This is a genomic window from Luteimonas sp. MC1782 (assembly GCF_014164605.1).
In the GTDB taxonomy this organism is placed as follows: domain Bacteria; phylum Pseudomonadota; class Gammaproteobacteria; order Xanthomonadales; family Xanthomonadaceae; genus Luteimonas.
In genome coordinates this window covers 477,026-502,542 of the sequence record NZ_JACJFT010000001.1, presented here as the reverse complement: position 1 = coordinate 502,542, position 25,517 = coordinate 477,026, and the positions used below count along the sequence as shown (strand labels likewise).

Annotated in this window: 15 protein-coding genes; 6 read left to right on the top strand and 9 right to left on the bottom strand. The window is 70.8% G+C overall.

Translation table 11 applies throughout. The annotated features are described in order from the left end of the window. The first annotated feature begins 19 nt into the window (after positions 1-19). The 5 genes from sucB to pilH all read left to right on the top strand — a co-directional run bounded on the left by sucB (position 20) and on the right by pilH (position 4,868). Complete coding sequence (gene sucB, locus H5368_RS02430) at positions 20-1,258, top strand: dihydrolipoyllysine-residue succinyltransferase (protein WP_182820991.1); 1,239 nt, start codon at positions 20-22, stop codon at positions 1,256-1,258. Positions 1,259-1,273: 15 nt separating this feature from the next. Next, a complete protein-coding gene (lpdA, locus tag H5368_RS02425; protein WP_182820989.1) occupies positions 1,274-2,710 on the top strand; it encodes a dihydrolipoyl dehydrogenase in 1,437 nt (478 codons plus the stop codon). A 102-nt stretch (positions 2,711-2,812) separates the two neighbouring features. Continuing rightward, positions 2,813-3,406 (top strand): TIGR00730 family Rossman fold protein, encoded by a 594-nt coding sequence (locus H5368_RS02420; RefSeq protein ID WP_182820987.1) that lies wholly within the window; start codon positions 2,813-2,815, stop codon positions 3,404-3,406. A 9-nt stretch (positions 3,407-3,415) separates the two neighbouring features. Beyond that, a complete protein-coding gene (locus tag H5368_RS02415; protein ID WP_182820984.1) occupies positions 3,416-4,408 on the top strand; it encodes a YhdH/YhfP family quinone oxidoreductase in 993 nt (330 codons plus the stop codon). Between the two features lie 70 nt (positions 4,409-4,478). Beyond that, positions 4,479-4,868 carry a twitching motility response regulator PilH gene (gene pilH / locus H5368_RS02410; protein WP_182820982.1) on the top strand — a complete coding sequence of 130 codons (390 nt, stop codon included), beginning with the start codon at positions 4,479-4,481 and terminating at the stop codon, positions 4,866-4,868. A 34-nt stretch (positions 4,869-4,902) separates the two neighbouring features. Here the strand turns inward: pilH and H5368_RS02405 are convergent, their stop codons facing one another. Next, on the bottom strand, positions 4,903-5,787 hold the full coding sequence (locus H5368_RS02405) for a DnaJ C-terminal domain-containing protein (RefSeq protein WP_182820979.1): 885 nt from the start codon (positions 5,785-5,787) through the stop codon (positions 4,903-4,905). Positions 5,788-5,916: 129 nt separating this feature from the next. Between H5368_RS02405 and H5368_RS02400 the strand changes: the two genes are divergently transcribed. Further along, positions 5,917-6,396: a peroxiredoxin gene (locus H5368_RS02400; RefSeq protein ID WP_182820977.1), complete on the top strand. Its 480-nt coding sequence runs from the start codon at positions 5,917-5,919 to the stop codon at positions 6,394-6,396. A 3-nt stretch (positions 6,397-6,399) separates the two neighbouring features. Here H5368_RS02400 and pbpC read toward each other — a convergent pair whose 3' ends face one another. From pbpC to smc, 8 genes are all read right to left on the bottom strand, one after another. Further along, positions 6,400-8,760 (bottom strand): penicillin-binding protein 1C, encoded by a 2,361-nt coding sequence (pbpC, locus tag H5368_RS02395; RefSeq protein WP_182820975.1) that lies wholly within the window; start codon positions 8,758-8,760, stop codon positions 6,400-6,402. A gap of 55 nt (positions 8,761-8,815) precedes the next feature. Continuing rightward, on the bottom strand, positions 8,816-13,753 hold the full coding sequence (locus H5368_RS02390) for an alpha-2-macroglobulin (protein ID WP_182820973.1): 4,938 nt from the start codon (positions 13,751-13,753) through the stop codon (positions 8,816-8,818). Positions 13,754-13,870: 117 nt separating this feature from the next. Next, positions 13,871-16,597: a DNA gyrase subunit A gene (gyrA, locus tag H5368_RS02385; protein WP_182820971.1), complete on the bottom strand. Its 2,727-nt coding sequence runs from the start codon at positions 16,595-16,597 to the stop codon at positions 13,871-13,873. A gap of 149 nt (positions 16,598-16,746) precedes the next feature. Beyond that, positions 16,747-17,805, bottom strand: a complete 1,059-nt coding sequence (gene mtnA, locus H5368_RS02380) for an S-methyl-5-thioribose-1-phosphate isomerase (protein WP_182820969.1) — start codon at positions 17,803-17,805, stop codon at positions 16,747-16,749. Between the two features lie 29 nt (positions 17,806-17,834). After that, complete coding sequence (epmA, locus tag H5368_RS02375) at positions 17,835-18,788, bottom strand: EF-P lysine aminoacylase EpmA (protein ID WP_182820967.1); 954 nt, start codon at positions 18,786-18,788, stop codon at positions 17,835-17,837. Then, complete coding sequence (gene ligA, locus H5368_RS02370; RefSeq protein ID WP_182820965.1) at positions 18,785-21,139, bottom strand: NAD-dependent DNA ligase LigA; 2,355 nt, start codon at positions 21,137-21,139, stop codon at positions 18,785-18,787. The genes epmA and ligA overlap by 4 nt, the downstream gene beginning before the upstream one ends. A gap of 42 nt (positions 21,140-21,181) precedes the next feature. Then, complete coding sequence (gene zipA / locus H5368_RS02365) at positions 21,182-21,928, bottom strand: cell division protein ZipA (RefSeq protein WP_182820962.1); 747 nt, start codon at positions 21,926-21,928, stop codon at positions 21,182-21,184. 19 nt (positions 21,929-21,947) lie between these two features. Beyond that, positions 21,948-25,451: a chromosome segregation protein SMC gene (smc, locus tag H5368_RS02360; protein ID WP_182820960.1), complete on the bottom strand. Its 3,504-nt coding sequence runs from the start codon at positions 25,449-25,451 to the stop codon at positions 21,948-21,950. Positions 25,452-25,517: the final 66 nt, after the last annotated feature.

The following is a 25,517-nucleotide window of genomic DNA, read 5'->3' as shown; positions in this document are numbered from 1 at the left end:
ACCAGGACGCACCCAGACCATGGCCACCGAAATCAAGGTACCGGTACTCCCCGAATCCGTTTCCGACGCGACCATCGCCACCTGGCACAAGAAGGTGGGCGACGCCGTCGCGCGCGACGAGAACATCGTCGACCTGGAGACCGACAAGGTCGTCCTCGAAGTGCCCTCCACCGTCGAGGGCGTGATCAAGGAGCTCAAGTTCGAAGAGGGCGCCACGGTCAACAGCCAGCAGGTGATCGCGATCATCGAGGAAGGCGCCGCCGCCGCGAAGGCCGACGCCGCCCCGGCTGCCGGTGCCGCCAAGGGCGAGCCCGCCGCCGGCGCGCAGGAAGTGATGCCCAAGGCCGAAGCCGCCAAGCTCGAAGCCAAGGCGCCCGCCTCCACGCGTCCCGCGCCCGTCGGTGGCACCGATGCCCTGCCCCCGGGCGCGCGTTTCACCGCGGTCAAGGACGGCATCGATCCGTCGCAGGTCGAAGGCACCGGCCGCCGTGGCGCGGTGACCAAGGAAGACCTGGTCAACTACGCCTCCGGCAAGAGCGCCGGCGTCTCCGGTGGTGCGCGCCCCGAGGAACGCGTGCCGATGACGCGCATCCGCAAGCGCATCGCCGAGCGCCTGATGCAGTCCAAGAATTCCACCGCCATGCTGACCTCGTTCAACGAGGTCAACCTGGGCAAGGTGATGGCGATGCGCAAGGAGCTGGGCGAGGCGTTCCAGAAGCAGTACGGCGTGAAGCTCGGCTTCATGAGCTTCTTCGCCAAGGCCGCGGCCAACGCGCTGCAGAAGTACCCGGTGGTCAACGCGTCGGTCGACGGCGACGACATCATCTACCACGGCTATTCCGACATCTCGATCGCGGTGTCCACCGAAAAGGGGCTGGTGACGCCGGTGCTGCGCAACGTCGAGCGCATGGGCTTCGCCGACATCGAGCTGCAGATCGGCGACTACGCGAAGAAGGCGCGCGACGGCAAGCTGTCGCTGGACGACCTGCAGGGCGGCACGTTCACGATCACCAACGGCGGCACCTTCGGCTCGCTGATGTCGACGCCGATCGTCAACCCGCCGCAGTCGGCGATCCTGGGCATGCACACCATCAAGGAGCGTCCGATCGTCGAGAACGGCGCCGTGGTCGCCGCGCCGATGATGTACATCGCACTCAGCTACGACCACCGCATCATCGACGGCAAGGACGCGGTGCTGTTCCTGGTCGACATCAAGGACCAGCTGGAAAACCCGCATCGCATGCTGTTGGGCATGTAACGAAAAGGAACGGACATGGCTGAACAGTTTGATGTTGTTGTCATCGGTGCGGGCCCCGCCGGCTACCACGCCGCGATCCGCGCCGCGCAGCTCGGCATGAAGGTCGCCTGCATCGACGCCGGGCTGGGCAAGGACGGCAAGCCCGCGCTCGGCGGCACCTGCCTGCGCGTGGGCTGCATCCCGTCGAAGGCGCTGCTGGATTCATCGCGCCAGTTCCACAACCTGCAGCACATCTTCAGCCAGCACGGCATCACCGCGACCGACCCGAAGATCGACGTCGGCACCATGGTCGGCCGCAAGGACGCCATCGTGAAGCAGTTCACCGGCGGCATCGCGCAGCTGTTCAAGGCCAACAAGGTCGCGCCGTTCTACGGCTTCGCCACCCTGCATGCCGATCGGCGGGTGTTGGTGAAGCAGCACGACGGCAGCGAGGTCGAGCTCACCGGCACCAACGTCATCATCGCCGCAGGCTCCGATTCCATCGAGCTGCCGTTCGCGAGGTTCGACGGCGACACGATCGTCGACAACGTCGGCGGCCTGGACTTCACGGAGGTGCCCAAGCGCCTGGCGGTCATCGGCGCGGGCGTGATCGGCCTGGAGCTCGGCAGCGTATGGAAGCGCCTCGGTGCCGAGGTCGTGATCCTGGAAGCCCTTCCCGACTTCCTGGCCGCGGCCGATGCCGAAGTGTCGAAGCTCGCGGCGCGCGAGTTCAAGAAGCAGGGCCTGGACATCAAGCTCGGCGCCAAGGTGTCGAAGGCGGAAGTGACCACCAAGGGCAAGACCAGGGAAGTCCAGGTCACCTACGCCGACAAGAACGGCGAGCAGACCATCACCGTCGACAAGCTGCTGGTGGCCGTGGGCCGCCGTGCCGCGTCGAAGGGGCTGCTGGCCGAGGGTTCCGGCGTGAAGCTCACCGAGCGTGGGCAGATCGAGGTCGACGAGCATTGCCATACCGGCGTCGACGGCGTCTGGGCGGTCGGCGACTGCGTGCGCGGGCCGATGCTGGCGCACAAGGGCTTCGAGGAAGGCATCGCGGTGGCCGAGCTGATCGCCGGCCTGCCCGGCCACGTCAACTTCGACACCATTCCCTGGGTCATCTACACCGAGCCGGAGCTCGCCTGGGTCGGCAAGACCGAGCAGCAGCTCAAGGAAGAAGGCATCCCGTACAAGTCCGGCAGCTTCCCGTTCGCCGCCAACGGCCGCGCCGTGGCGATGGTCGAGCCGGCCGGCTTCGTGAAGGTGCTGGCGCACGCCGAGACCGACCGCGTGCTCGGCATGCACCTGGTCGGCGCGAACGTGTCGGAGCTGGTGCACGAGGGCGTGCTGACCATGGAGTTCAAGGGCTCGGCCGACGACCTGGCGCGCATCTGCCACGCGCATCCGAGTCTCTCGGAAGCGATCCACGACGCCGCGATGGCGGTCGACAAGCGCGCCATCCACAAGGCGAACTGAGAACAGCGGCAGGTGGCCGATGCCACCGCGCCGGACCCAGCTGGAACACGCGCCGGGCATTGCCCGGCGTCGTCCTTTCCGGCCCATACGGAAACAACACAGATGAAAAGCCTTTGCGTGTACTGCGGCTCCAATACCGGCGCGAACCCCGCCTACCTCCGGCATGCGATCGCCCTGGGAACGCGCATGGCGCAGGACGGCATCCGCCTGGTCTATGGCGGCGGCAACATCGGCCTGATGGGCGCGGTGGCCGACGCGGTGCTCGCCGCGGGCGGCGAGGTGGTGGGCGTGATCCCGAAGCAGCTGGTCGACATGGAAGTGGCGCACCTCGGGCTTACCGAGCTGGAAGTCGTGGCATCGATGCACGAGCGCAAGTCGCGGATGTTCGACCTTGCCGACGCCTTCGTCGCCCTGCCCGGCGGTTTCGGCACGCTGGAGGAGATCGTCGAGATGCTCACCTGGCGGCAGCTCGGCATCAGCGACAAGCCGTGCGCGATCCTCGACGTCGAAGGCTACTACCAGCCGCTGATCGCGATGATGGACACGATGGTGGCCGAGCGGTTCCTGCACCCCGGCCAGCGCGAAGACCTGTGGACCGGCGGCGACATCGACGCCATGCTGGCGTGGATGCGCGACTACCGGCCGGCGCAGGCGTCGAAGTGGCTGGACGAGAAACGCAGCCGCGAGCTGCGCTGAGGAGGCACCATGACCATTCCCGGCCGCTTCAACGCCTTCCGCATCCACAACGACGACGCGGGCTATCGCAGCGGCATCGAGCAGGTCGGGATCGACGACCTCGCCGCCGGCGAGATCGTCATCCGCGCGGCGTACTCCTCGGTCAACTTCAAGGACGCGCTGGCCGGCACCGGCAAGGGCAAGATCCTGCGCCGGTTCCCCCTGGTCGGCGGCATCGACGTCGCCGGCCACGTGGTGGCGTCCAGTGACGCAGCGTTCAAGGAAGGCGACGCGGTGCTGGTCACCGGCGGCGGCCTGGGCGAGACCCGCGACGGCGGCTACAGCGAGTACGCGCGTCTCCAGTCGGCGACGGCCATCGCGCTGCCGGCGGGGCTGTCGCTGCGTGACGCGATGGTGCTCGGCACCGCCGGGTTCACCGCGGCGCTGGCGCTGCTGCGCATGACCGAAAACCGCCAGCATCCGGGCCTCGGCCCGATCGCGGTCACCGGGGCCAGCGGCGGGGTCGGTTCGCTCGCGGTCGACATCTTCTCGTCCGCCGGTTACGAGGTGCACGCGGTCAGCGGCAAGCCCGGACAGGCGGAGTACCTCGCGGCGATCGGCGCCAGCAAGGTGCTGGGCCGCGACGCGTTGGCCACCACGCGTCCGCTGGAGTCCGAGCGCTTCGGTGGCGGCCTCGACACGGTCGGCGGCGGCATGCTCGCCAGCCTGCTGGCGCAGACCGTCGCCTACGGCAACATCGCCAGCACCGGGCTTGCCGCAAGCCATGAACTGACGACTACCGTGATGCCCTTCATCCTGCGCGGCGTCTCGCTGCTCGGCGTGGCCTCGACCAGTCCCGCGCGCGACATCCGCGAAGAAGTCTGGCGCCGCCTCGCGTCGGACTGGAAGCCGCGCCACCTGGACCGCATCTGCACCCGCGAGGTGCGCATGGAGCAGCTGGCCGATGTGTTCGACGGCATGCTCGCGGGCGGTTCGCACGGGCGCACGCTGGTCGCGATCTGAGCAGCCGCGCACGGTGGCTTGCAGGTCCCACCGCGACGGCTACAATCGCGGGCACACACCGGGGGACAACATGGCGCGCATCCTGATCGTCGACGATTCGCCGTCGCAACTGATGGGCATCCGTCGCATCGTCGAAAAGCTGGGGCATGAAGCGCTGACCGCCGAGGACGGCGCGGCCGGTTTCGAGGCCGCCAAGCGCGAACTTCCCGACCTTGTGCTGATGGACGTGGTGATGCCGAACCTCAACGGCTTCCAGGCCACGCGCTCGATCACCCGCGAGCCGACCACGCGCCACATCCCGGTGATCCTGGTGACCACCAAGGACCAGGAAACCGACAAGGTCTGGGGCATGCGCCAGGGCGCGCGCGCCTACCTGACCAAGCCGTTTTCCGAGGCCGAACTGGCCGACGCGATCGTCCGCGTGATCGCACCGGAACCCGCGCCGCCGACCGCGGCCTGAGCACCGCGCGCGGCGCTGGCCGCGCCCGACACAGTCACCCGCCCGCGAACGCGTCGCGCAGGGCCGCGTAGGCCGCGCGCTGGGCGTCATCGCGCGGCGCCGGCGCCTGGATCTCGATCTCGACGATCTGGTCCCCATCGGCCTGGCCGCCGCTGCCCGGCAGTCCACGGCCACGCAGCCGCAGTCGACGCCCCGCCTCGGAGCCCGCAGGCACCTTCAGTTCCACCGTGCCACCGAGCGTCGGCACGCTGACACTGGCGCCCAGCGCGGCATCCCAGGGCGCCACCTGCAGGGCATAGATGATGTTGCGGCCATCGACCTCGAAGCGCGGGTCGGTGGCGTATTCGACCTCGAGCAGCAGGTTTCCGCCGCGTTCGCCCTGCCCGGCCAGGCGGATCACCTGCCCCGGGCGGATGCCACGCGGCACCCTGACCTGCAGCGTGCGCCCGCCGACCGAGATGCGCATCGCATCGCCGCGGTGCACGACGTCCAGCGGCACCGCCAGGCGTGCGCGGATGTCGCCGCGCGGCGGCGCGGAATAGCCCGGCCCACCGCGTTGGCCCTGGCGCCTGAACATGCTTTCGAAGAAGTCGCTGAAGCCGCCGTTGCCGCCGCCGCCGAATACCTCCTCGTAGTCGAAGCCCTGTCCGCCGCCACCACCGAAGCCGCCCGGGGGCGCCTGCACCTCGTCCCCCGGGCGGTAGCCACGCGCGCGCAGCTGGTCGTAGGACTTGCGCCGCTCGGGATCGCGCAGCGCTTCGTAGGCCTCGTTGACGGCCTTGAAACGCGCTTCCGCGTCGCGCTCCTTGCTCACGTCCGGGTGGTACTTGCGGGCCAGCCGCCGGTAGGCGGTCTTGAGCTCGGCCTCGCCCGCCGTGGGCTCGACGCCGAGGGTGTCGTAGTAGTCCTTGAACTGCATCGCTGCTCCGGGAACGCCCGCCGTGAAGGGGGGTCACGGCCTGCGGCAGGTTACCAAGATCGGTACGCGCCGTCGTGGCATCCTGTGCGCCTGCGGCAACGCCGCCGCCATCCCCACAGGAGCACGCGCATGTCCATCCAGCCCGGTGACACCATTCCCGAGGTCACGCTCAAGCACATCAACGACGGCGTGCAGACCATCGACACCCCGACCCTGTTCGCCAACAAGAAGGTGGTGCTGTTCGCCGTCCCCGGCGCGTTCACGCCGACCTGCTCCGACCACCACCTCCCCGGCTTCGTGCAGAACTTCGACAGGTTCCGCCAGCGCGGCATCGAAGTCGCCTGCATGGCGGTCAACGATCCCTTCGTGATGCAGGCCTGGGGCACGAGCCAGCACGTGCCGGACGGGCTGCGCATGCTGTCCGACGGCAACGGTGATTTCGCGCGCGCGCTCGGCCTGGAAATGGACGCCAGTGCGTTCGGCATGGGCACGCGCAGCAAGCGCTTCGCGCTCTATGCCGAGGACCGCGTGGTCAAGGCGCTGTTCGTCGAGGCCCCGGGCGAGTTCAAGGTGTCGGCCGCGGAGCACGTGCTCGACGCGATCGGCTGAGCCTCAGCGGCCGACGTCGAACGCGAGGCTCGACCACGCGCCACTGTCGGCGAGCGCGGTCAGCTGCTGGCGGCCGGGCGTTGCGAACTCGCGCTGCAGCACCTGGCCGGCGCGCGTCTCGCCGATCCAGCGGCCGTTGAGCAGCCACTGCACGCGGCCCGCTGCGCCGACCGCGCGAAGGGCCAGGCGCGGCGGGCGCGCGGCCCCGGGCGGGCGCACCAGGAGCGCGCCGTCATTGACGCCCTCGATGCGCAACGACGCCACGGCTTCACGGCCGTCGTCGCGGCAATCCGCGGCCAACGGTGGCAGTTCCGAGCGCGCACGTTCGGCTGCCGTGAGCCAGGGCGTGGCCAGCGCGGGCCAGCGCGCCAGCACCCGCGCTTCGCGCCGGTGCGCCTGCGTGCACTCGGCCGACAGGCGCTGCCCGCTTGCGGCATCGACCTCGAAGCGTTCCAGCCCGCCGGCCCACGCGCGGGCCTCGCGTTCGGGCAGCGTCGGCGGCACCGCGCCATCCAGCACCCAGGCCTGCATCGACCGCTGGCAGGCAGCCGCTGGCTGCGCGCTGGCCGACGTTCCCAGCGGCCAGCACACGGTCTCGCGGCCCACGCTTGCCGGGGCGGCTTGGCGCGCCCCGTCGCCCGGGCGACGCGGCAGGCTGTCGATCACCTCGAACATCAGCGGCAGCGCGGTCACCGCGCCGTACTGGCCCGGCAGCGGCGTACCGTCGGGTCGTCCGACCCACACGCCGACCGTGTGCCGGCGCGTTGCACCCAGCGCCCAGGCGTCGCGAAACCCGTAGCTCGTGCCGGTCTTCCACGCCACCCGCGGCCGCTGTCCGGTATCGAACGTGTCGATGCGCTCGCCGGGACGCGGATTGGCGGCGAGGATCTCGTTGACGATCCACGCCGCACCGGGTGACAGCAGTCGCCGCTCGACCTGCGGCGCATCCGGCATGTAGCGCACGCGGCCGGCGACGCCGCCACGCGCGAGCGACGCGTGCGCCCCGACCAGGTCCTCGAGCCGCGCGCCGGTGCCGCCGAGGATCAGCGACAGGTTGGGCTGCACCCCGCGCGGGAACCGCAGCGCGATCCCGGCGTGGTCGAGCCGCGCCGCGAAGCGCGTGGCGCCGACACGGTCGAGCAGGTCCACCGCCGGCACGTTGAGCGACAGGCGCAGCGCGGTGGCCAGCCCGACCGGGCCGTTGAAGGCGGCATCGAAGTTGCCGGGACGATAGCCGCCGAACGACTGCGGCGCGTCGAGCAGCAGGCTTTCCGAATGCACGATGCCGTCGTCGAGCGCCATGCCGTACAGGAATGGCTTCAGGGTCGATCCGGGCGAACGCCAGGCCTGCACCATGTCGACATGGCCCAGCCGCGGGGCGTCGCCGAACGCCGCCGAGCCCACGTAGGCCTGCGCTTCCATGCTGGCGTTGTCGACCACCAGCAGCGCCGCCGACGTGCGCTCGGGCAGGCTGGCGAAGTACGCGGTGACGCGTTCCTCGAGGGTGCGCTGCAGGGCGGCGTCGATGGTGGAGGTGATGCGCTCCTTGCCCGGCTGCGCGCTCCTCAGGCGCTGCGCGAGCAGCGCGGCGAGCAGCGGCGGGCGCAGCGCGCGCGCGACCACCGGCTCCACCATGGCGTCGTCGACCAGCGCCTGGTCCCAGCGGCCCAACGCCACCATCCGCGCCAGCACCTTGTCGCGCGCGCGGCGAGCGGCCTCCGGCTCGCGGTCCGGGCGCAGCCGCGTCGGTGCCTGCGGCAGCACGGCGAGCAACGCCGCTTCGGCGTGCGACAGGCGCGCCGCCGGCTTGCCCAGGTACGCCCAGCTCGCGGCCTCCACGCCTTCGATGGTGCCGCCGAACGGTGCGCGTTCCAGGTACAGGGCGAGGATCGCGCGCTTGGACAGATGCGCTTCGAGCTGCAGCGCGCGCAGCAGCTGCCGCAGCTTGCCGGGCAGCGTGCGCGGATGCGGGTCGAGGATGCGCGCCACCTGCATGGTCAGGGTGGAGCCGCCGGAGACGATGCGGCGATTGCTCGCCATCTGCCAGCCGGCGCGCAGCAGCGCCACCGGGTTCACGCCGGGATGCCGCCAGAACCAGCGGTCCTCGTAGGCGAGCAGCGCTTCCAGGTACAGCGGAGAGACCGACTCCGGCGTGGCCGGGTGTCGCCAGATGCCGTCGGCGTCGGCGAATGCACGCAGCGGCGTGCCGTCGCGCGCGGTCACCAGCGTGCTGGTGTCGCGGGCGCGCGGCAGCGGCGGCGGGAACACCTGGTCGAGTACCAGCAGCATGAGCAGCACGGCCACGGTGGCCCACCGCAGCCAGGGCAGCACGCGTCGCCAGCCGCGCCCGCGTGCTTCAGCCATTCCCGTGCACCAGTGCGCGTACGTCAGCGAGCGGGCGCGCGTCCACGCGGCCCGCTCACGGCTGCACCACCGTCATCTGCGCCGGTTGCGCATGGCCCACGCCGCGCAGCTCCGGCCGGTACATGTCCTCGACCAGCGGCGGCGGCACGGTGTAGCGACCGGGGGTAACCGCGCGCACCAGGTAGAACACATGCGCCGCGTTGCCGGCATCGAGCGACAGCGCGGCGACGTAGCGGTCGTCGCGGAACTCCTCGTGTCGCAGCTCTGCAGCGCTGGCGCGCTCCGACAATGCGATGCCGCCGATCACCACCTCGGCCCACTGCCCCGCATCACCGAGGTTCATGTTCTCGACCTCGAGCCCCGCCGGCAGCAGGTCGGTGAGCAGTGCGTCGGGCATGTCGCGGTCGGCGGTGATCGACACCCGCGCCACCAGAGCCTCGCCTTCCTTCAGCGGACGCGGCGTCCACGGCTTGCCGTCGGTGGCGAACCAGGCGCGCTCCACCCGGATCGCGCGCGCGTCGGGCGCGGGTGCGCTGCGCGGAATGCCGGCGACTTCGATGCTGGCGTACAGCGGCGATGTGCCCTGCGGCACGAAACGCACGCCCTTGGCCAGTGCGTCATGGCCGTAGCTGCGCGAGACGTACCGCACCGGCGCAATCGCCTCGTCCACGCCACCCTCGGTCAGGGTGCCCGACACCTCGCGGCCCGGCCCGGCGGCGAGCGTCTTGCCCAGGCGTGCAATCGCGGCCTGTTCCTGCGTGCTGAGGTGGAACCAGCGCGCCTTGCGCCGCGCCTCCAGCTCGCGCCCCAGCGCCACCAGCCGCGCGTCCCAGGACTTCGGCACCAGCTCGTGCCTGCGCGCGAGCGCGAGCATCAGCGCGGCATCGCGCAACGGCGTGCCGTAGTCGCCCAGGTAACCCGGCCGCTGGCCGGATGCGACGAAGGCTTCGTCGAGCGCCTTCTGCCCGCGCGCCTTGTCGCCCTGCAGCGACAGCGCCAGGCCGAGGTGTGCCAGCGGCATCGGTCCGCGCAGCACCTTGCGCTCGTTGTCGTACATCGCGCGCAACGTGCCCAGCGGCGCGCGGCCGACGCGCGCCAGCACGTAGCCGGCGTGCGCCTTGTAGGCGAAGCGCAGGTGCTCGCGGTTGTCCTGCCCGTAGAACTGCTGGCCGTCGGACAGCAGGTCCTCGGACAGGCGCGACAGCGCCTTCTGCAGCATCGCCTCGGGCACGTCGAAGCCGGCCTCGCGCGCATCGAGCATGAACTCCGCCGCGTACGGGGTGAGCATGGCATCGGTGCCGTCGGCACCACCCCACATCGAAAAGTGGCCGGACGACGCCTGCAGCGCCGCAAGCCTGCCGAGCGCGCCTTCCATGCGCCTGGTGCGGTCGTTGGCGGGCAGCGGGGTCATGCCGTAGGTCGCGGCGGTCGAGGCATCGAGCACGAGGGCCGCGTAGCCCTTGCTGGTGGTCTGCTCGGCGCAGCCGTAGGGATAGTCGAGCGCGCCCTGCAGGGCGCTGGCGAACGGGATCGGCGGCAGCGCGCCGACGCCGAAGCGCGCCTGCACCGATCCTGGAAGCAGGCCTTCCGCAAGGTCGGTACCGAGCACCACCGGCGCCAGCGGATCCAGCGTCATGGCACGCGTCCGTACCACCTGCGGCCACGGCGCGCGGACCGGCAGGTCATGGCGGCGGTCGACCTTCACCCCCGGGCCGTCGACGCGCACGCGCACCTTGGCGACGGCATGGCCGTCGCGCGCGAGCAGCGGGAACGACAGCGTCGTCTTGCCTTCCGCGGCAAGCGCGACATCGCGCGTGCCGTCGCCGACGTCGAGCGGGCCTTCGCCGTCGACGCGCACGCGGAACGTGCCCGGCTTGCCGGTGAAGTTGGCAAGGTCGAGCGTCACCGTGGCGCTGTCGCCCGGCGCCATCACCCGGGGCATGCCGGCCTCGGCGACCAGCGGCGCGCGCACCAGCAGTTCGGCATCGCGGTTGCCGTAGTGGGTGTCGCCATAGACCAGCGCCGACACCCGCAGCGTGCCGTTGAAATCCGGCATGGTGAACTCGACGCGCGCATTGCCCTTGGCGTCCAGGCGCACCGGGCCGGAGAACAGGTCCACGGTCTGCACGCGCGCCGTCGGCCGCCGCGCCTGCGGCAGCGCCGCGAGCCCAACGTCGCCGCCGAAGCGCAGGCGCGCGCTGCCTCCGTCGAAGCTCTCGATCACGCGGCCGTAGATGTCGTAGGCATCGGTGCCCAGCCGGCGCTGCGCGAAGAAGTGGCGATTCGCGTCCGGCACCGGATAGCGGGTGATGTTGAGGATGCCGACGTCCACCGCCGACACCGTGGCGTGGGCCAGCTGTCCGGCCAGCGCCGGCGCGCTCACGGTGACCTTGAGCAGTTCGCCCGGCACGGCCCTGGTCGGCAACGACATGCCGACCGCGGCGCGACGGTCGCCGCGCGCCATCGGTACATGCGCCACGCCCACCGCGCGCGCCGGGGTGACCTTGCTGGTCGCGCTGCCGCCGCGGAACACGAGCGCGGTCACGTACACGTCGTGGCGCTCCCAGTCTTCGCCCACCGGGATCCGGAACGTGCTGCCGGCCTTGGCGTCGATCGCCTGCACGTACAGCAGCCTGTCGCTCTCCACCAGCAGCAGGCCCTTGCCGGCGTGCGGGGGCGTGACCGTGACCTCGAGCGTGTCACCGGCGCGGTAGCCGGTCTTGTCGAGCGACAGCTTGACCTTGTCGGGACGCGCGTCGGGGCCGCGGTTCTCGTCGCCCCAGCTCCAGCCGGCGCGGAACGGATAGCGCATGACCAGGCCCGTGGCCGGGTCGCGCACCTCGATGCGGTATTCGCCCCACTCCACCGGAAAATCGAAACGCGCGGCGGTCGTTCCGGCGTCGATGCCGCGCTTCTCCACCACCTCGAAGCGGCGCGTGAAGTCGTAGTTCCAGCCGCCGTCGTCGTTGAAATTCCAGTGGTAGTCGCGGTGCTCGCGCACCAGGCTCAGCTCGAGTCCCTTCACCGGGCGCGGCGTGCCGTCGGCAGCCACGCGCACCAGCTCGAAGCGGGCACTGGCGTTGGCGTCGCTGCCTTCCTTGTCGTCGAACAGCGGGCGCACACCGACCAGCGCATCGGCTGGCCACAGCACGCGCTTGAGGCTGCGGTTGACGCTGCGTCCGCCGCTCTCGTACAGGCTGGCGGCAACCACCACCGCCAGCGGCGTCGTCGCGGCCACCTCCGCGGGCAGCGCGATGTCGTGCGCCAGCGCGCCCTTGGCATCAAGGCTGGCGTCGATGACGTCGCGCGCGTCGCGCGGCAGCTGCACCGTGGGGTCGCCGAAGAAGTAACCCGGCAGGCCATCCAGTGGATGCTGCTCCACGGCGACGGACATCTTGGCGGTGAGGCGGTTGCCGGCCGCCGGCGCGCCGTACAGGTAGGCGCCGCTGGCGCGAAGTCGCAGCGGCTCGCCCGGTTTCAGCAGCGCCTGCGCGCTGTCGAGCTCGAGCTTCATGCGCTCGGGCAGGAATTCCTCGATGCGCAGCGCCATGCCCTGCACCGCTTCGCGGCTGGCGGGATCGGTGCGGAATTCGAGCTGCCAGCGCCCGGTGGCAGCCTCCACCGGGATCTCGCGTTCGAAACGGTAGTAGCCCTGGGCACCGGCCTCGAGCCGGGACTCGATGAACGTCTTGCCGTCCGGCTGCTTGAGGCGTGCGAACAGCGGCTGGGCCTTGCCGTCCTTCGCAGCCGGCACCGGCCTGCCGTCGGCATCGCGCAACAGCGCGGAGACGCGCACGGTTTCACCCGGGCGGTACAGGTCGCGGCCGGACCAGGCGAAGACGTCGAACCAGGCGTTGCCGCGGCCCGCGACCGCGAACTCCGACAGGTCCAGCGCCGGCTGGTTGAACGGCAGCAGCGACACATCCTTGCCACGGGTGGCGACCAGCACCTGCGCCGCGACGAGCTTGTGGTCCAGCACGGCATTGCCGTTGCCGTCGGTCTCGGACTTGAAGACCGCCTCGCCGTTCGCGCCGAGCACGCGCAGCTCCACCCCGCCAAGCGCGGCACCTGTCTGCAGCGATGCGGTGTGCACGAACAGCTGGTCCCTGTAGGCGCGCAGGTGCAGGCCGATGTCGCTGACGGTGAAGAACGCGGTCTCGAACATGTCGCCGAAACGGCCGGCCTTCTTCATGACCGCGAAGTACAAGCCCGGCTCCTGCAGTTCGGGGATCGACTGGATCGGCAGGTAGGTCAGCACGCGCTCGTTGCGCTCGCCGCCCAGCACGAAGCGGTTGACGTACACCGGCTCGGCGAGCCTGGCGACGGACTTGCCCTGGCGGTAGTCGTTGTCGAGCTCCCAGCCGCTGCGGCGGCCGCCACGCTGATACTCGGCATAGAAGCGCGGCAGCGACGCCTCGGGCACGCGCAGGAATTCGACGTCGACCTCCTCGACGTTCACCGATACCACCGGCAGCCCGCGCGATTCGCGCGCCGGCAGCACGCTGCCCTGCGAGGCGAAGCCGACGACCGGCGCGAGTTCGCCCGTGGAGACCGTGCGCTGGATGTCCTGGCCCAGCGTGCTGCCGTCGGCAGCCGTCAATGCGCCGGAGATGCGCAAGGTGTATTCGCGGTTCGCTTCGGCGAACGGGAAGCGCAGCACGCGGCCGTCATCGTCCAGGCTCCAGCTGCTGTCGCCGGCGACCGGCTCGGCGAAGGTCAGCAGGCGATCGAAATCCTGGGTGCCAACCAGCGGCCGGGAAAACTCCACCGCCAGCGACAGCGAGCCTTCGGACTGGTCGGGCCAGGCGCGCACCAGACCGAAACCTTCGACTTCGGCGCGTTCGGCCTGGATGGCTTCGCCACCGGCAGCCGGCAGTTGCCCGCCCTCGTCGCGCTTGCAGCCGCCGAGGGCCAGTAGCGCCAATGCGGCGACCACGGCCACCACGTGCAGCACGGCGCGGCCCGTCCGCAGGGTGTCCTTCCCGTTGCGCATGTCACCTCCCGGAGTTGCCGGCAGTATAGACAGCGCCGGCGTACCGCAGGCCAACGCGCGGGGGCACGGAAGAGGGTCGACATGGCCGTGCCGCGTGTCGCGCGGCACGGCCTGCGGTCAGGCGTCGTCGCCCGGCGCGGCCTCGCTGGAGGCGCTGTCATCGACCGGCGCGGCGATGGCCGGCAACCCGCCATCGGCCACGTCGCCGAGGTCGTCCCCGTCCTCACCGATCGTGGCGTCGACGCGCTCGATCGCCTGCAGGCGCTCGTCCTCGGCCAGGCGGATCAGGGTCACGCCCTGGGTGTTGCGGCTGACCACCGAGATCTCGGCCGCACGGGTGCGCACCAACGTGCCGCCGTCGGAAATCAGCAGCACTTCGTCGCCGCGCGACAGCAGCACGGCCGCCACCAGTTGGCCGTTGCGGTCGGTGGTCTGGATGCCGATCACGCCCTGCGTGCCGCGGCCCTTGCGCGGGTACTCGGCCAGGCGCGTGCGCTTGCCGTAGCCGTTCTCGGTGGCGGTCAGGATGTAGGCATCGGCTTCGTCGTCGAGCACGATCGCGTTTTCGACGGTCTCCGCGCTGTCGATCGCGACGTCGTCGCCCTCATGTTCAATCGCATCGGCCGCGCTCTCGGTCACGATCAGGCTGACCACCGACTCGCCGCCGGCCAGGCGGATGCCGCGCACGCCGGTGGCGGTGCGGCCCATCGAGCGCACGGCGGCCTCGTCGAAGCGCACCGTCTTGCCGTTGGATGCGAACAGCATGATGTCGCGCTGGCCGTCGGTGAGTTCGGCGCCGATCAGCGCGTCGCCATCGTCGAGGTTGATCGCGATCTTGCCGCGCTGCAGGCGATAGGCGAACTCGGTCAGCGGGGTCTTCTTGACGGTGCCGTTGCGCGTCGCGAAGAACACGTACTGGTCGTCGCGGTATTCGCGCACCGGCAGTACCGCCTGCACGCGCTCGCCTTCCTCCAGCGGGATCCAGTTGATGATCGGGCGGCCGCGGGCGTTGGGCCCCGCTTCCGGCAGCTGGTACACCGACAGCCAGAACACGCGGCCCGCACTGGTGAAGGTCAGCAGCGTGTCATGCGTGTTGACCAGCCACAGCTGGTCGATGGAATCCTCGTCCTTGGTGGCCGCCGCGTTGCGGCCGCGTCCGCCGCGCTTCTGCGCGCGGTAGGCACTGACCGGCTGGCGCTTGGCGTAGCCGGCGCGCGACAGCGTCACCACCACTTCTTCAGGGGCGATCAGGTCGAGGATGTCGAGGTCTTCCTCGCTGGCGCGGATCTCGCTGCGGCGCGCGTCGCCGTACTCTTCCTGGATGTTGCGCAGCTCGGTGCGGATGACATCGAGCAGCACGTCGGGGTTCTCGAGGATCTCGATCAGGCCACGGATGGCCTCCAGCAGCACGCGGTATTCGTCGGTCAGCTTTTCCTGCTCCAGCCCGGTCAGGCGGTGCAGGCGCATCTCGAGGATCTGCTGCGCCTGGACGTCGGTGAGCTGGTAGCCGTCGGCAAGCAGGCCCACGCCCTTGGGCAGGTCATCCGGGCGCGACGCCTCGGCACCGGCGGCGGCGAGCAGCGTGCCCACCAGCCCCGGCTGCCAGACGCGCGCCAGCATGCGTTCCTTGGCGACCTGCGGGTTGTCGGAGGTCTTGATGAGCTCGATCATCTCGTCGATGTTGGCGAGCGCGACCGTCAGGCCTTCGAGCACGTGGGCGCGCGCGCGCGCCTTGCGCAGCTCGAAGATGGTGCGGCGGGTGACCACCTCGCGGCGGTGGCGCACGAAGGCTTCGAGGAAATCCTTGAGGTTCAGCACCCGCGGCCGGCCATCGACCAGCGCCACCATGTTGATGCCGAACACCGACTCCAGCTGGGTCTGCTGGTAGAGGTTGTTGAGCACCACTTCGGCCGACTCGCCGCGCTTGATCTCGATGTAGATGCGCATGCCGTCCTTGTCGGACTCGTCGCGCAGCTCGCTGATGCCCTCGAGCTTCTTCTCCTTGACCAGCTCGGCGATCTTCTCGATCAGCCGCGCCTTGTTGACCTGGTACGGGAGCTCGCTGACCGCGATCGCCTCGCGGCCGTTGTCGGCGACCTCGATATCGGCCTTGGCGCGCATGCGCACGCGGCCGCGGCCGGTGCGGTAGCCCAGGTGGATGCCGCTCACGCCGTTGATGATGCCGCCGGTGGGGAAGTCCGGCCCCGGGATGTGCTCCATCAGCCCGTCGATATCGATCGACGGATCGTCGATCAGCGCGATCAGCGCGTTGATCACCTCATTGAGGTTGTGCGGCGGGATGTTGGTGGCCATGCCCACCGCGATGCCGGTGGACCCGTTGACCAGGAGGTTCGGGAACCGGGTCGGCATGACCGTCGGCTCGTGTTCCTTCTCGTCGTAGTTGGGCTGGAAATCGACGGTGTCCTTGTCGATGTCGGCCATCAGCTCGTGCGCCAGGCGCGACATGCGCGCCTCGGTGTAACGCATCGCCGCGGCCGGGTCGCCGTCGACGGAGCCGAAGTTGCCCTGCCCGTCGACCAGCATGTAGCGCAGCGAGAACGGCTGCGCCATGCGCACCAGGGTGTCGTACACCGACTGGTCGCCGTGCGGATGGTACTTACCGATCACGTCACCGACGATGCGCGCGGACTTGAAGTACGGCTTGTTGCTGTGCGCGCCGAGCTCGGTCATCGCGAACAGCACGCGGCGGTGCACCGGCTTGAGGCCGTCGCGGACATCGGGGAGTGCGCGCCCCACGATCACGCTCATGGCGTAATCGAGGTAACTGCGGCGCATCTCGTCCTCGAGGTTGACGGGGATGATTTCCTTCGCGAGCTCTGCCATCAGGCGGTTGTTCCCTGCATGTCCGACCAGCCCCGCGCACGGCGCGCGACGCCTTCCGCGAGAGGTTCGCGGAACCTCGGGATTGTATCACGAACGGGCGCTCCCCTGCCCGCTTTTCCCCCGCTGAAACAACAACTTGCCGCCGACGATCAGCCGCCGAACAGTGCCCGCATGGACGCCTCGTCCGGACGCTCGACAACACCCTTCTCGGTCACGATGGCGTCGATCAGCGCGGCGGGGGTCACATCGAACACCGGGTTCCACGCCTTGATGCCGTCGGCCGCGACGCGCTGGCCGGCGACGCCGAGCAGTTCGCCCGGATCGCGCTCCTCGATTTCGATGAAGTCGCCCGAGGGCGTGGCCATGTCCACCGTCGACGCCGGCGCCACCACCATGAACCTGCGGCCATGGAAGCGCGCCGAAATCGCCAGCTGGTAGGTGCCGATCTTGTTGGCGACATCGCCGTTGGCGCAGATGCGGTCGGCACCGACCACCACCCAGTCGACCTCGCCCCCCTTGAGCAGATGCGAGGCCGCCGCGTCTGCAATGAGCGTGGCATCGATGCCATCCTCCTGCAGCTCCCAGGCGGTGAGCCGCGAGCCCTGCATCCACGGCCGCGTCTCGTCGGCGAACACGCGCTCGATGCGCCCCTGCGCCACACCGGCGCGGATCACGCCGAGCGCGGTGCCGAAGCCGGCGGTTGCCAGCGAGCCGGTATTGCAGTGGGTCAGCACGCCACTGCCGGGCGCGATCAGCGCCGCGCCGAGCGCGCCCATGCGGCGGTTGGCGGCGAGGTCCTCGGTTTCGATGGCGCGCGCCTCATGCTCCAGCACGTCGCGCCAGTCGGATCCCGCGACCACGAGCGCGCCGCGCATCCGCGCCAACGCCCAGGCCAGGTTGACCGCTGTCGGACGCGCGGCATTGAGGCGCTGCATCGCCGGCGCCAGCGCGGCGGCGGCGGCGACACCGTCGCCCGCCGCGACCTGCTGCCCGGCGAGCACCACGCCCCAGGCCGCGGCGATGCCGATCGCCGGCGCCCCACGCACGGCCAATGCGTGGATCGCGGCGGCGACCGCGTCGCTGTCGGCGCAGGACAGGTATTCGACCACCAGCGGCAGCTTGCGCTGGTCGAGCAGGTCCAGCGCGGTGCCGGTCCAGCGGATCGGGCGGATGCGGTCGTAACGGGCGTAATCGATCGTGGTGTCCATGCGGCCAGTTTACCGGCTGCGGCGCGACCCTAGGCGTGGGCGAAATCGAAGGCCAGCACGTCGGCGATCGCATGGCTGCCGAGCATCGCCATCAGCAGGCGGTCGACGCCGAGCGCCACGCCCGAGCATTCCGGCAGGCCGTCGGCCAGCGCGCCGAGCAGGGCCTCGTCCACCGGCGGCAGAACGGCGCCACGGGTGTCGCGCACGGCATGGTCGCGCGCGAAACGTGCGCGCTGTTCGTCGGCATCGGTGAGCTCGTGATACCCGTTGGCCAGCTCCAGCGGCCCGAGGTAGAGCTCGAAGCGCTCGGCCACCTCGACATCGCCGCGACGCACGACCTTCGCCAGCGCGCACTGCGATGCCGGATAGTCGTGCATGGCCAGCAGTTGCCCGGGCACGAACGCCGGCTGGATGTGGTGCGTCATCAGCAGGTCGAGCCAGTCGTCGCGGGTCAGGCCTTCGGGAGCGATGTGGCCGGCGAACGCCGCCTGCAGTTCGGCGATCGACGCGGTCATCGGGTCGAGGCCGAGCGCCTCGCGGTACACATCGCGGTACGACACCTTGCGCAGCGTCGCCTCGCGCCCGACCAGCGCCAGCGCCGCCTGGACGAGCGCCGCGGTCTCGTCGATGAGCGGCTCAAGCGTCCAGCCGACGCGGTACCACTCGAGCATGGTGAACTCCGGATTGTGGCGGCCGCCGGCTTCGCCATCGCGGAACACGCGTCCGAGCTCATAGCAATCGCCGACGCCCGCGGCGAGCAGGCGCTTCATCGGGTACTCGGCCGACGTGCGCAGCCAGCGCGTGCGCGGAGCGCCATCGGTGCGGCCGGCGAACTCCAGTGCGAACGACGCGATGTTGGGATCGGTATTGCCCGCGCGCGACATCATCGGCGTCTCGACCTCGAGCACGCCGCGCGCCGCGAAGAAATCGCGCAGCCGGGCGTTGAGGCGCGCGCGCAGGCGCAGCGCGTCCAGCCGCCTCACGCGTGTGCCGCCAGGAACGCCAGCAGCCGCGCTTCGTCCCAGACCTCGACACCCAGCTCTTCGGCCTTCGCCAGCTTGGAGCCGGCCTCGGCGCCGGCGACCACGAACGCGGTCTTCTTCGACACGCTGCCGGCCACCTTCGCGCCCAGCGCTTCCAGGCGTGCCTTGGCTTCGTCGCGGCCCATCGACTCCAGGGTGCCGGTGATCACCGCGGTCACGCCATCGAGCGGACCGGCGGCAGCCGCGGCCGCGGGCATTGCCGCCAGCAGTTCGGCCTGCATCGCCGCCGCGGCCTCCAGCAGCCGTGCGTTCGCAGGATCGGCACGCCAGGCTGCAAACGCAGCCGCGGCTTCTTCGGGCAGGCCGGCGATCACCATGTTGTGGCGGTCCGCAGCCAGCAGCCTGCGCACATCGGGGAAGGCATCCGCGAGCTGGCGCGCACGCAGCGGCGTCAGCCGCGGGATGCCGAGGTCTGCGAGCAGGGTCGCCAGGTCAAGGCTGTCGCGCAGCTTCGGCGACGGCGGGCGGGTGTCGGTCATGCGCACGCCGCGCGCGAGCAGCGCGTCGATCACCTGCTGGTTGCCCGGCTGGTCGAGGAAATGGCCGAGCGCGCGCGCGACCTCGTCGCCGACGTCGGGCACGCGCTTGAACAGCGGCCACGGCGCGCGGCGGATGCGCTCGAGATCGCCGAACCAGGCAGCCAGCGCCTTGGCCGTGCTCTCGCCGACGTGTTCGATGCCGAGCGCGAACAGGAAACGTTCGAGGGTGGTCTCGCGGCTGTGGTCGATCGCCGCCACCAGGTTCTCCGCCCACCGCGTGGCGATTTTTCCGGCGCGCACCGTCTCCGGCGTGGTGCCGTCGCGTTCGTCGGCGCGGCGCCGCATCTCCACGAAGTCCTCGACCGTGAGCCGGTACAGGTCGGCGACGCTGTCGCCGTAGCCGAAGTCGACCAGCGCCTGGATCAGGCGTTCGCCGAGGCCTTCGATGTCCATCGCGCGGCGCGAGGCGAAGTGGAACAGGCCCTGTACGCGCTGCGCCGGGCACACCAGCTCGCCGCTGCAGCGCGCCACCACCTCGCCTTCCTCGCGCACGATCTCCGAACCGCAGGCCGGGCACGCGGTGGGCATGCGCCACGGCGTGGTGCCGTCGGGCCGCTGTCCGGGGACGACGCGCAGCACCTCCGGGATCACGTCGCCGGCGCGGCGCACGATCACCGTGTCGCCGACGCGCACGTCAAGGCGCGCGACCTGGTCGGCGTTGTGCAGCGTCGCGCGGGTCACGGTCACGCCACCCACGTGCACCGGGCGCATCAGCACCCACGGCGTCACGGCACCCGTGCGGCCGACATTGACCTCGATGGCCTCGACCACCGTGGACTCCTCCTGCGCCGCGAACTTGTGCGCGATCGCCCAGCGCGGCGCGCGCGACACGAAACCCATCGCCTCCTGCTGGTCGCTGCGGTCGAGCTTGTAGACCACGCCGTCGATGTCGTAGGGCAGCGTGTCGCGCGCCTCGCCGATGCGGCGGTAGTAGGCCAGCACGCCGTCGAGGCCACGCGCCACGTCCACCAGCGGCGACACCGGGAAACCGAGCGTGCGCAGCCAGGCCAGCACCTGCGAATGCGTATCGGGCAACTCGACGCCTTCCACCACGCCCAGCGAATAGGCGAAGAACGCCAGCGGCCGCCGCGCGCTGACCGCCGGATCGAGCTGGCGCAGGGATCCCGCCGCGCCGTTGCGCGGGTTCGCGAGCGGCTTGGCGCCGTTGGCCAGCGCCCACTGGTTGTAGGCGTCGAAGCCGGCGCGCGGCATGTAGACCTCGCCGCGCACCTCGAGCACGTCCGGCACGCCGGGCGCCTGCGCGCCGGGCTGGCGCAGGCGCAGCGGCACGGCCTTGACCGTGCGCAGGTTGGCGGTGACGTCCTCGCCGCTCGCACCGTCGCCGCGCGTGGCGCCGCGCACGAACAGCCCCGCCTCGTAGCGCAGGCTGATCGCCAGCCCGTCGAACTTGGGCTCGACCGAAAACAGAGGCTCGGGCTCCCCCGTCTCGCGCACGATGCGGGCGACGAAGTCCGCCACCTCGTCGTCGCTGAACGCGTTGGCCAGCGACAGCATGGGCACCGCGTGGCGGACTTCGGCGAACCTGCCCGACGGCGCGTCGCCCACGCGCCGCGTCGGCGAGTCGGGCGTGGCCAGCGTCGGGTCGGCTGCTTCAAGCGCGACCAGCTCGCGCAGCAGGCGGTCGTAATCGGCGTCGGCGATCGCGGGATCGTCGAGCACATGGTAGCGGTGGTTGGCGTCGTCGATCAGTCGGCGCAGTTCGGCGGCGCGCTGCGGGGCGGTGTCGGGCATCGACGGATTGTAAGGCTTGCCGTTTGCGGCAGTCTCCCGGGATTACCAGCCCGGGCTGCGGGTGATCGGTACTTCCTGCTCGCGGTCGTAGCCGCGCAGCTCCTCGCGCAGGTGCGCGATGCGCTGCCGGCCCAGGGCGTTGCGCTGCTCGTCGAGAAGCACGCCGTCGAGCAGCTCGGCCATGCGCTCGGCGGTGGGCAGCATCGCGTCCCAGGCGTCCAGCGCGCGCAGCGGCGCGGGGAGCGTGAGGAAGAACGCGATCGCCGGGGTTTCCAGTGCCTGGATCTCGGCCATCTCGAAGCTGCCCGGCTTGCGGATGTTGGCGACGCTGAAGACCGGCCCGCGCTCGGGGTGGCCGTCGACCAGGCGGTGGAACACGTTCATGTGGCCGTAGGTCAGCCCGGCCTTTTCGGCGGCAACCACGATGTCCGGTCCGCGCAGCACCTGGCCGGCGCGCGCGGCGATGTACAGGGTCACGATCTTGTCGAACTCGTCGCTGACGCGGCGGCCGTACTCGCTGACCGTGGCGCCGGCGGTGCCGCCGACCGCGCCGTCGAGCAGCTCCATCTCGCTCTGCACGGTGGCGTCGCCGGGCGCCTGCCCGCCATCGCCGAGTTCACGCTCCAGCTGCGCGCCCAGCGTGGGCTCCAGACGGGTGTCACGCGGCGTGCGGTTCTCGACGCGCCGGCCCTGGCCGGTGCGCGGGCGCGTGCCGATGTACCACATGGCCGCGAACAGCAGGACGCCTGCCACCAGGATCCCCAAACGCAACAGCCATACATCGCTCATCGTGCTCTCCGGTACGGGTTCAGGCGGCGCCGGCCAGGCGGGCCGCTTCGGCGAGGTCGACCGAGACCAGCCGGCTCACGCCCGGCTCGCGCATGGTAACGCCCGACAGCTGCGTCGCGGCCTCCATGGTCGCCTTGTTGTGGGTAACGAACAGGAACTGCACCTTCTGGCTCATCTCCGAGACCATCGCCGTGAAGCGGCCGACGTTGGCTTCGTCGAGCGGCGCATCGACCTCGTCGAGCAGGCAGAACGGCGCGGGATTGAGCTGGAAGATCGCGAACACCAGCGCCACGGCGGTCATCGCCTTCTCGCCGCCGGACAGCAGCGAGATGTTCGACACGCGCTTGCCCGGGGGCCGCGCCATGATCGCCACCCCGGTATCCAGCAGGTCCTCGCCGGTGAGCTCCAGGTAGGCGTGCCCGCCGCCGAAGAGGCGCGGATAGATCTCCTGCACGCCGGAATTGACGCGGTCGAAGGTGTCCTTGAAACGGCCGCGCGTCTCGCGGTCGATCTTGCGGATCGCGTCCTCGAGGGTGTCGAGCGCCGAGGTGAGGTCGGCGTCCTGGCTGTCGAGGTATTCCTTGCGCTGCGCGGCTTCGGCATGCTCCTGGATCGCGGCCAGGTTGACCGGTTCCAGGCGGCGCAGGCGGTTGTCGAAGTCCTGCACCTGCTTGCCGGCGGCCTCGACCTCGGCATCTTCGGCGAGGCCTGCGACCACGTCCTCGAGCACGAAGCCGGCCTCGACGACCGCGGCGGCCAGCTGCTCGGCGTGGATCACCAGCGCCTGCTGGTCGAGCCGGCGCTGGGCGATGGCTTCACGCTGGGTAATGGCCTGCTCGTCGCGCTGGTGGCGGACCTGTTCGTACTCGCGCAGGCCGGCATCGACGCCTTCCAGCGCGCTGCGCGCCTGGGCCAGCGTCTGTTCGGCGCGGACGCGCTCGGCGAGGGCCAGCTGGCGCTGCTGCTCGAGCGTTTCGACCGGGGTGTCGCCTTCGGCGAGCTGCGCGGCGATCTCGCCCAGGCGGGCATCGAGCTGGCCGCGCTGCCCCCCCATGCGCAACAGCGCCTGGCGCAGCGCGGTCACCTGGGTGCGCTGCGATTCCAGCTGCAGGGCCAGCGCGTGGGCCTGCTCGCGTGACTCGCGGGCCGCACTGCGCGCGGCATCGCGGGCCTCGCTGAGGCGCGCGCGCTCGGCGTCGAGCTCGCGCCGCGTGGCTTCCAGGTCGCCCATGCGCGTGACCGCGTCTTCCAGGCGGCCACGGGCCTCGCGCGCCTGTTCGCCGCTGGTCGCGAGCGTTTCGGCGAGTTGCGCCAGCTCGACGTCGATGTTCCCGATGCGGTTGCGCGCGGCGTCCAGGCGGCCCTGCTGGCCCTGCATCTGGCCGGCGAGCTCCGAGACCGTGCGATGCGCCTGGTAGACCTGGCGCTGCACGTCCTCGCGCGCCTGTTCGGCCGCGAGCAGGCGCTCGCGGCCGCTGCCCTGGGCTTCCTCGAGCTCCGCCTCGCGGGCCTGCAATTCTTCGATGCGCTCGCGCAGGCCCTGGATCTCGCGCTCGCGCAGCAGCGCGCCCTGGCGCGCGGCGCCCGAGCGCAGCACGCGCAGCCAGCCGGCGCCGAAGCGCTCGCCGTCGCGGGTGATCACCGAGTCGGCGGGATCCAGTCGCGCCTGGAGTGCTCGCGCTTCGTCGAGCGACTCGGCCACGTGCAGGCGCGACAGCAGGCGACGGATCGCCAGCGGGCCGCGCACGCGGGCGGCGAGCGAGGTCGGCGCGAAATCCACATCGCCGGCCGCCGACGACACCAGCGCGATGCGCCCGTCGCCGAGATCGGCCAGCGCTTCCACCAGCGACTCCGGGCTGTCGACCAGCACGCCTTCGATCATCTGCCCGAGCGCGCCCTCGACCGCGTTCTCCCAGCCGGCCTCGACCTGCAGTGCCTCGCCGACGCGGGTGCCGGAATCCAGGCCGTGCTGGCGAAGCCAGGCCATGGCCGCGCCCTGCTCCTGGCCGAGCGCGGCGTGCTGCAGGGTTTCCAGCGAGGACAGCCGGCCGCGCGCTTCCTGCGCCTCCTTGCGCACGTCCGACAGCGCCTGCTGACCGGCGCGCTGCTGGTCCTGGAGTTCGAGCGCGGCCTGCTTGCGCGCCTCCAGGCCTTCACCCAGGGCCTCGATGGCGATGGTCTGTGTTTCGTGCTGGGCGGCCGCGGCTTCAAAGGCTTCGGCAAGCGCATCGAGGTCGAGCGCGGCACGCTCGGCGGACAGCTGCCCGCGACGGCGATCGGCTTCGAGCGACTGGCGGTCGAGATAGTCGACGCGGGTGCGCTCGACGTCGCCGGCACGCGCGGCCTCGGACTGGCCGCGGCTGTGCGCATCCCAACGCTCCTGCCAGCCGGCCAGCGCGGCTTCGGCGTCGCGCAGCGCGTCCTGGCGGGCGCTGTCGTCCTCGCGCAGCATCTCCAGCGCGGGTTCGGCCTCGGCCACGGATTCCGCCAGGATCGCGAGCCGCTCCTCGTCGCCGCTGATGTGCTGGCCGATCTCCGCCAGCGCGTCCTCGGCCTCTTCGCGGGCGCGCAGCAGGCGCTGCGACAGCTCGCGCTGGTGCGCGATCTGCTGCTCGACGCGCGCCAGCATGCCGCCGACCTCGTAGCCGGCGGCCTGCGCCGCGTTGAGCGCCTCCATGGCCTCCTCGCGCCGCACGCGCCCGCTCTCGATCTCGCGCTCGGCTTCGCGCTGCTCGGCGATCAGCTGCTGCAGGCGGGTCTCTTCCTGCGACAGCCCTTCGCGCAGGCTGGACAGCTTCGCGTCCAGCGCGCGGAATTCCAGCGCCTTCCACTCGGCATCGCGGATCCGGCGCTCGGCCTGGATGGCGGTGTACTGCTCGGCCTGGCGCGCCTGGCGCGCCAGGTGGCCGAGCTGCTTGCCGACCTCCTCGCGCAGGTCGCCGAGGCGATCCAGGTTCTCGCGGGTGTGGCGGATGCGCGTCTCGGTCTCCTTGCGCCGCTCCTTGTACTTGGAGATGCCGGCGGCCTCCTCCAGGTACACGCGCAGGTCCTCGGGCTTGGCCTCGATGATCTGGCTGATCATCCCCTGCTCGATGATCGAATAGCTGCGCGGCCCCAGGCCGGTGCCCAGGAACAGATCGGTGATGTCGCGGCGCCGGCACTTCGCCCCGTTCAGGTAATAGCTGCTCTGGCCGTCGCGCGACACCAGGCGCTTGACCGAAATTTCGTTGAAGGCGGCGAACTCGCCGGTGATGGTGTGGTCGCTGTTGTCGAAGACCAGCTCTACGGTGGCCTGCGAAACCGGCTTGCGGGCGGTCGATCCGGAGAAGATCACGTCGGTCAGCGAGTCGCCGCGCAGGCGGCTGGCCGAGCTCTCGCCCATCACCCAGCGCACGGCGTCGATGATGTTCGACTTGCCGCAGCCGTTCGGACCGACCACGCCGGTCATGTTGGTCGGCAGGTGCAGCGTGGTGGGATCGACGAAGGATTTGAAGCCGGAAAGCTTGATCGTGGACAGGCGCATGCGACGGTCTGGGGGCCTCGGCGGCGGCAGGCCGCAACAATCTCGAGTATAGCGGCACCTCCGCGG

Coding starts and splice junctions, on each gene's coding strand:
- sucB (WP_182820991.1), top strand. CDS start 20: ATGGCCACCGAAATCAAGGTACCGGTACTCCCCGAATCCGTTTCCGAC.
- lpdA (WP_182820989.1), top strand. CDS start 1,274: ATGGCTGAACAGTTTGATGTTGTTGTCATCGGTGCGGGCCCCGCCGGC.
- H5368_RS02420 (WP_182820987.1), top strand. CDS start 2,813: ATGAAAAGCCTTTGCGTGTACTGCGGCTCCAATACCGGCGCGAACCCC.
- H5368_RS02415 (WP_182820984.1), top strand. CDS start 3,416: ATGACCATTCCCGGCCGCTTCAACGCCTTCCGCATCCACAACGACGAC.
- pilH (WP_182820982.1), top strand. CDS start 4,479: ATGGCGCGCATCCTGATCGTCGACGATTCGCCGTCGCAACTGATGGGC.
- H5368_RS02405 (WP_182820979.1), bottom strand. CDS start 5,787: ATGCAGTTCAAGGACTACTACGACACCCTCGGCGTCGAGCCCACGGCG.
- H5368_RS02400 (WP_182820977.1), top strand. CDS start 5,917: ATGTCCATCCAGCCCGGTGACACCATTCCCGAGGTCACGCTCAAGCAC.
- pbpC (WP_182820975.1), bottom strand. CDS start 8,760: ATGGCTGAAGCACGCGGGCGCGGCTGGCGACGCGTGCTGCCCTGGCTG.
- H5368_RS02390 (WP_182820973.1), bottom strand. CDS start 13,753: ATGCGCAACGGGAAGGACACCCTGCGGACGGGCCGCGCCGTGCTGCAC.
- gyrA (WP_182820971.1), bottom strand. CDS start 16,597: ATGGCAGAGCTCGCGAAGGAAATCATCCCCGTCAACCTCGAGGACGAG.
- mtnA (WP_182820969.1), bottom strand. CDS start 17,805: ATGGACACCACGATCGATTACGCCCGTTACGACCGCATCCGCCCGATC.
- ligA (WP_182820965.1), bottom strand. CDS start 21,139: ATGCCCGACACCGCCCCGCAGCGCGCCGCCGAACTGCGCCGACTGATC.
- zipA (WP_182820962.1), bottom strand. CDS start 21,928: ATGAGCGATGTATGGCTGTTGCGTTTGGGGATCCTGGTGGCAGGCGTC.
- smc (WP_182820960.1), bottom strand. CDS start 25,451: ATGCGCCTGTCCACGATCAAGCTTTCCGGCTTCAAATCCTTCGTCGAT.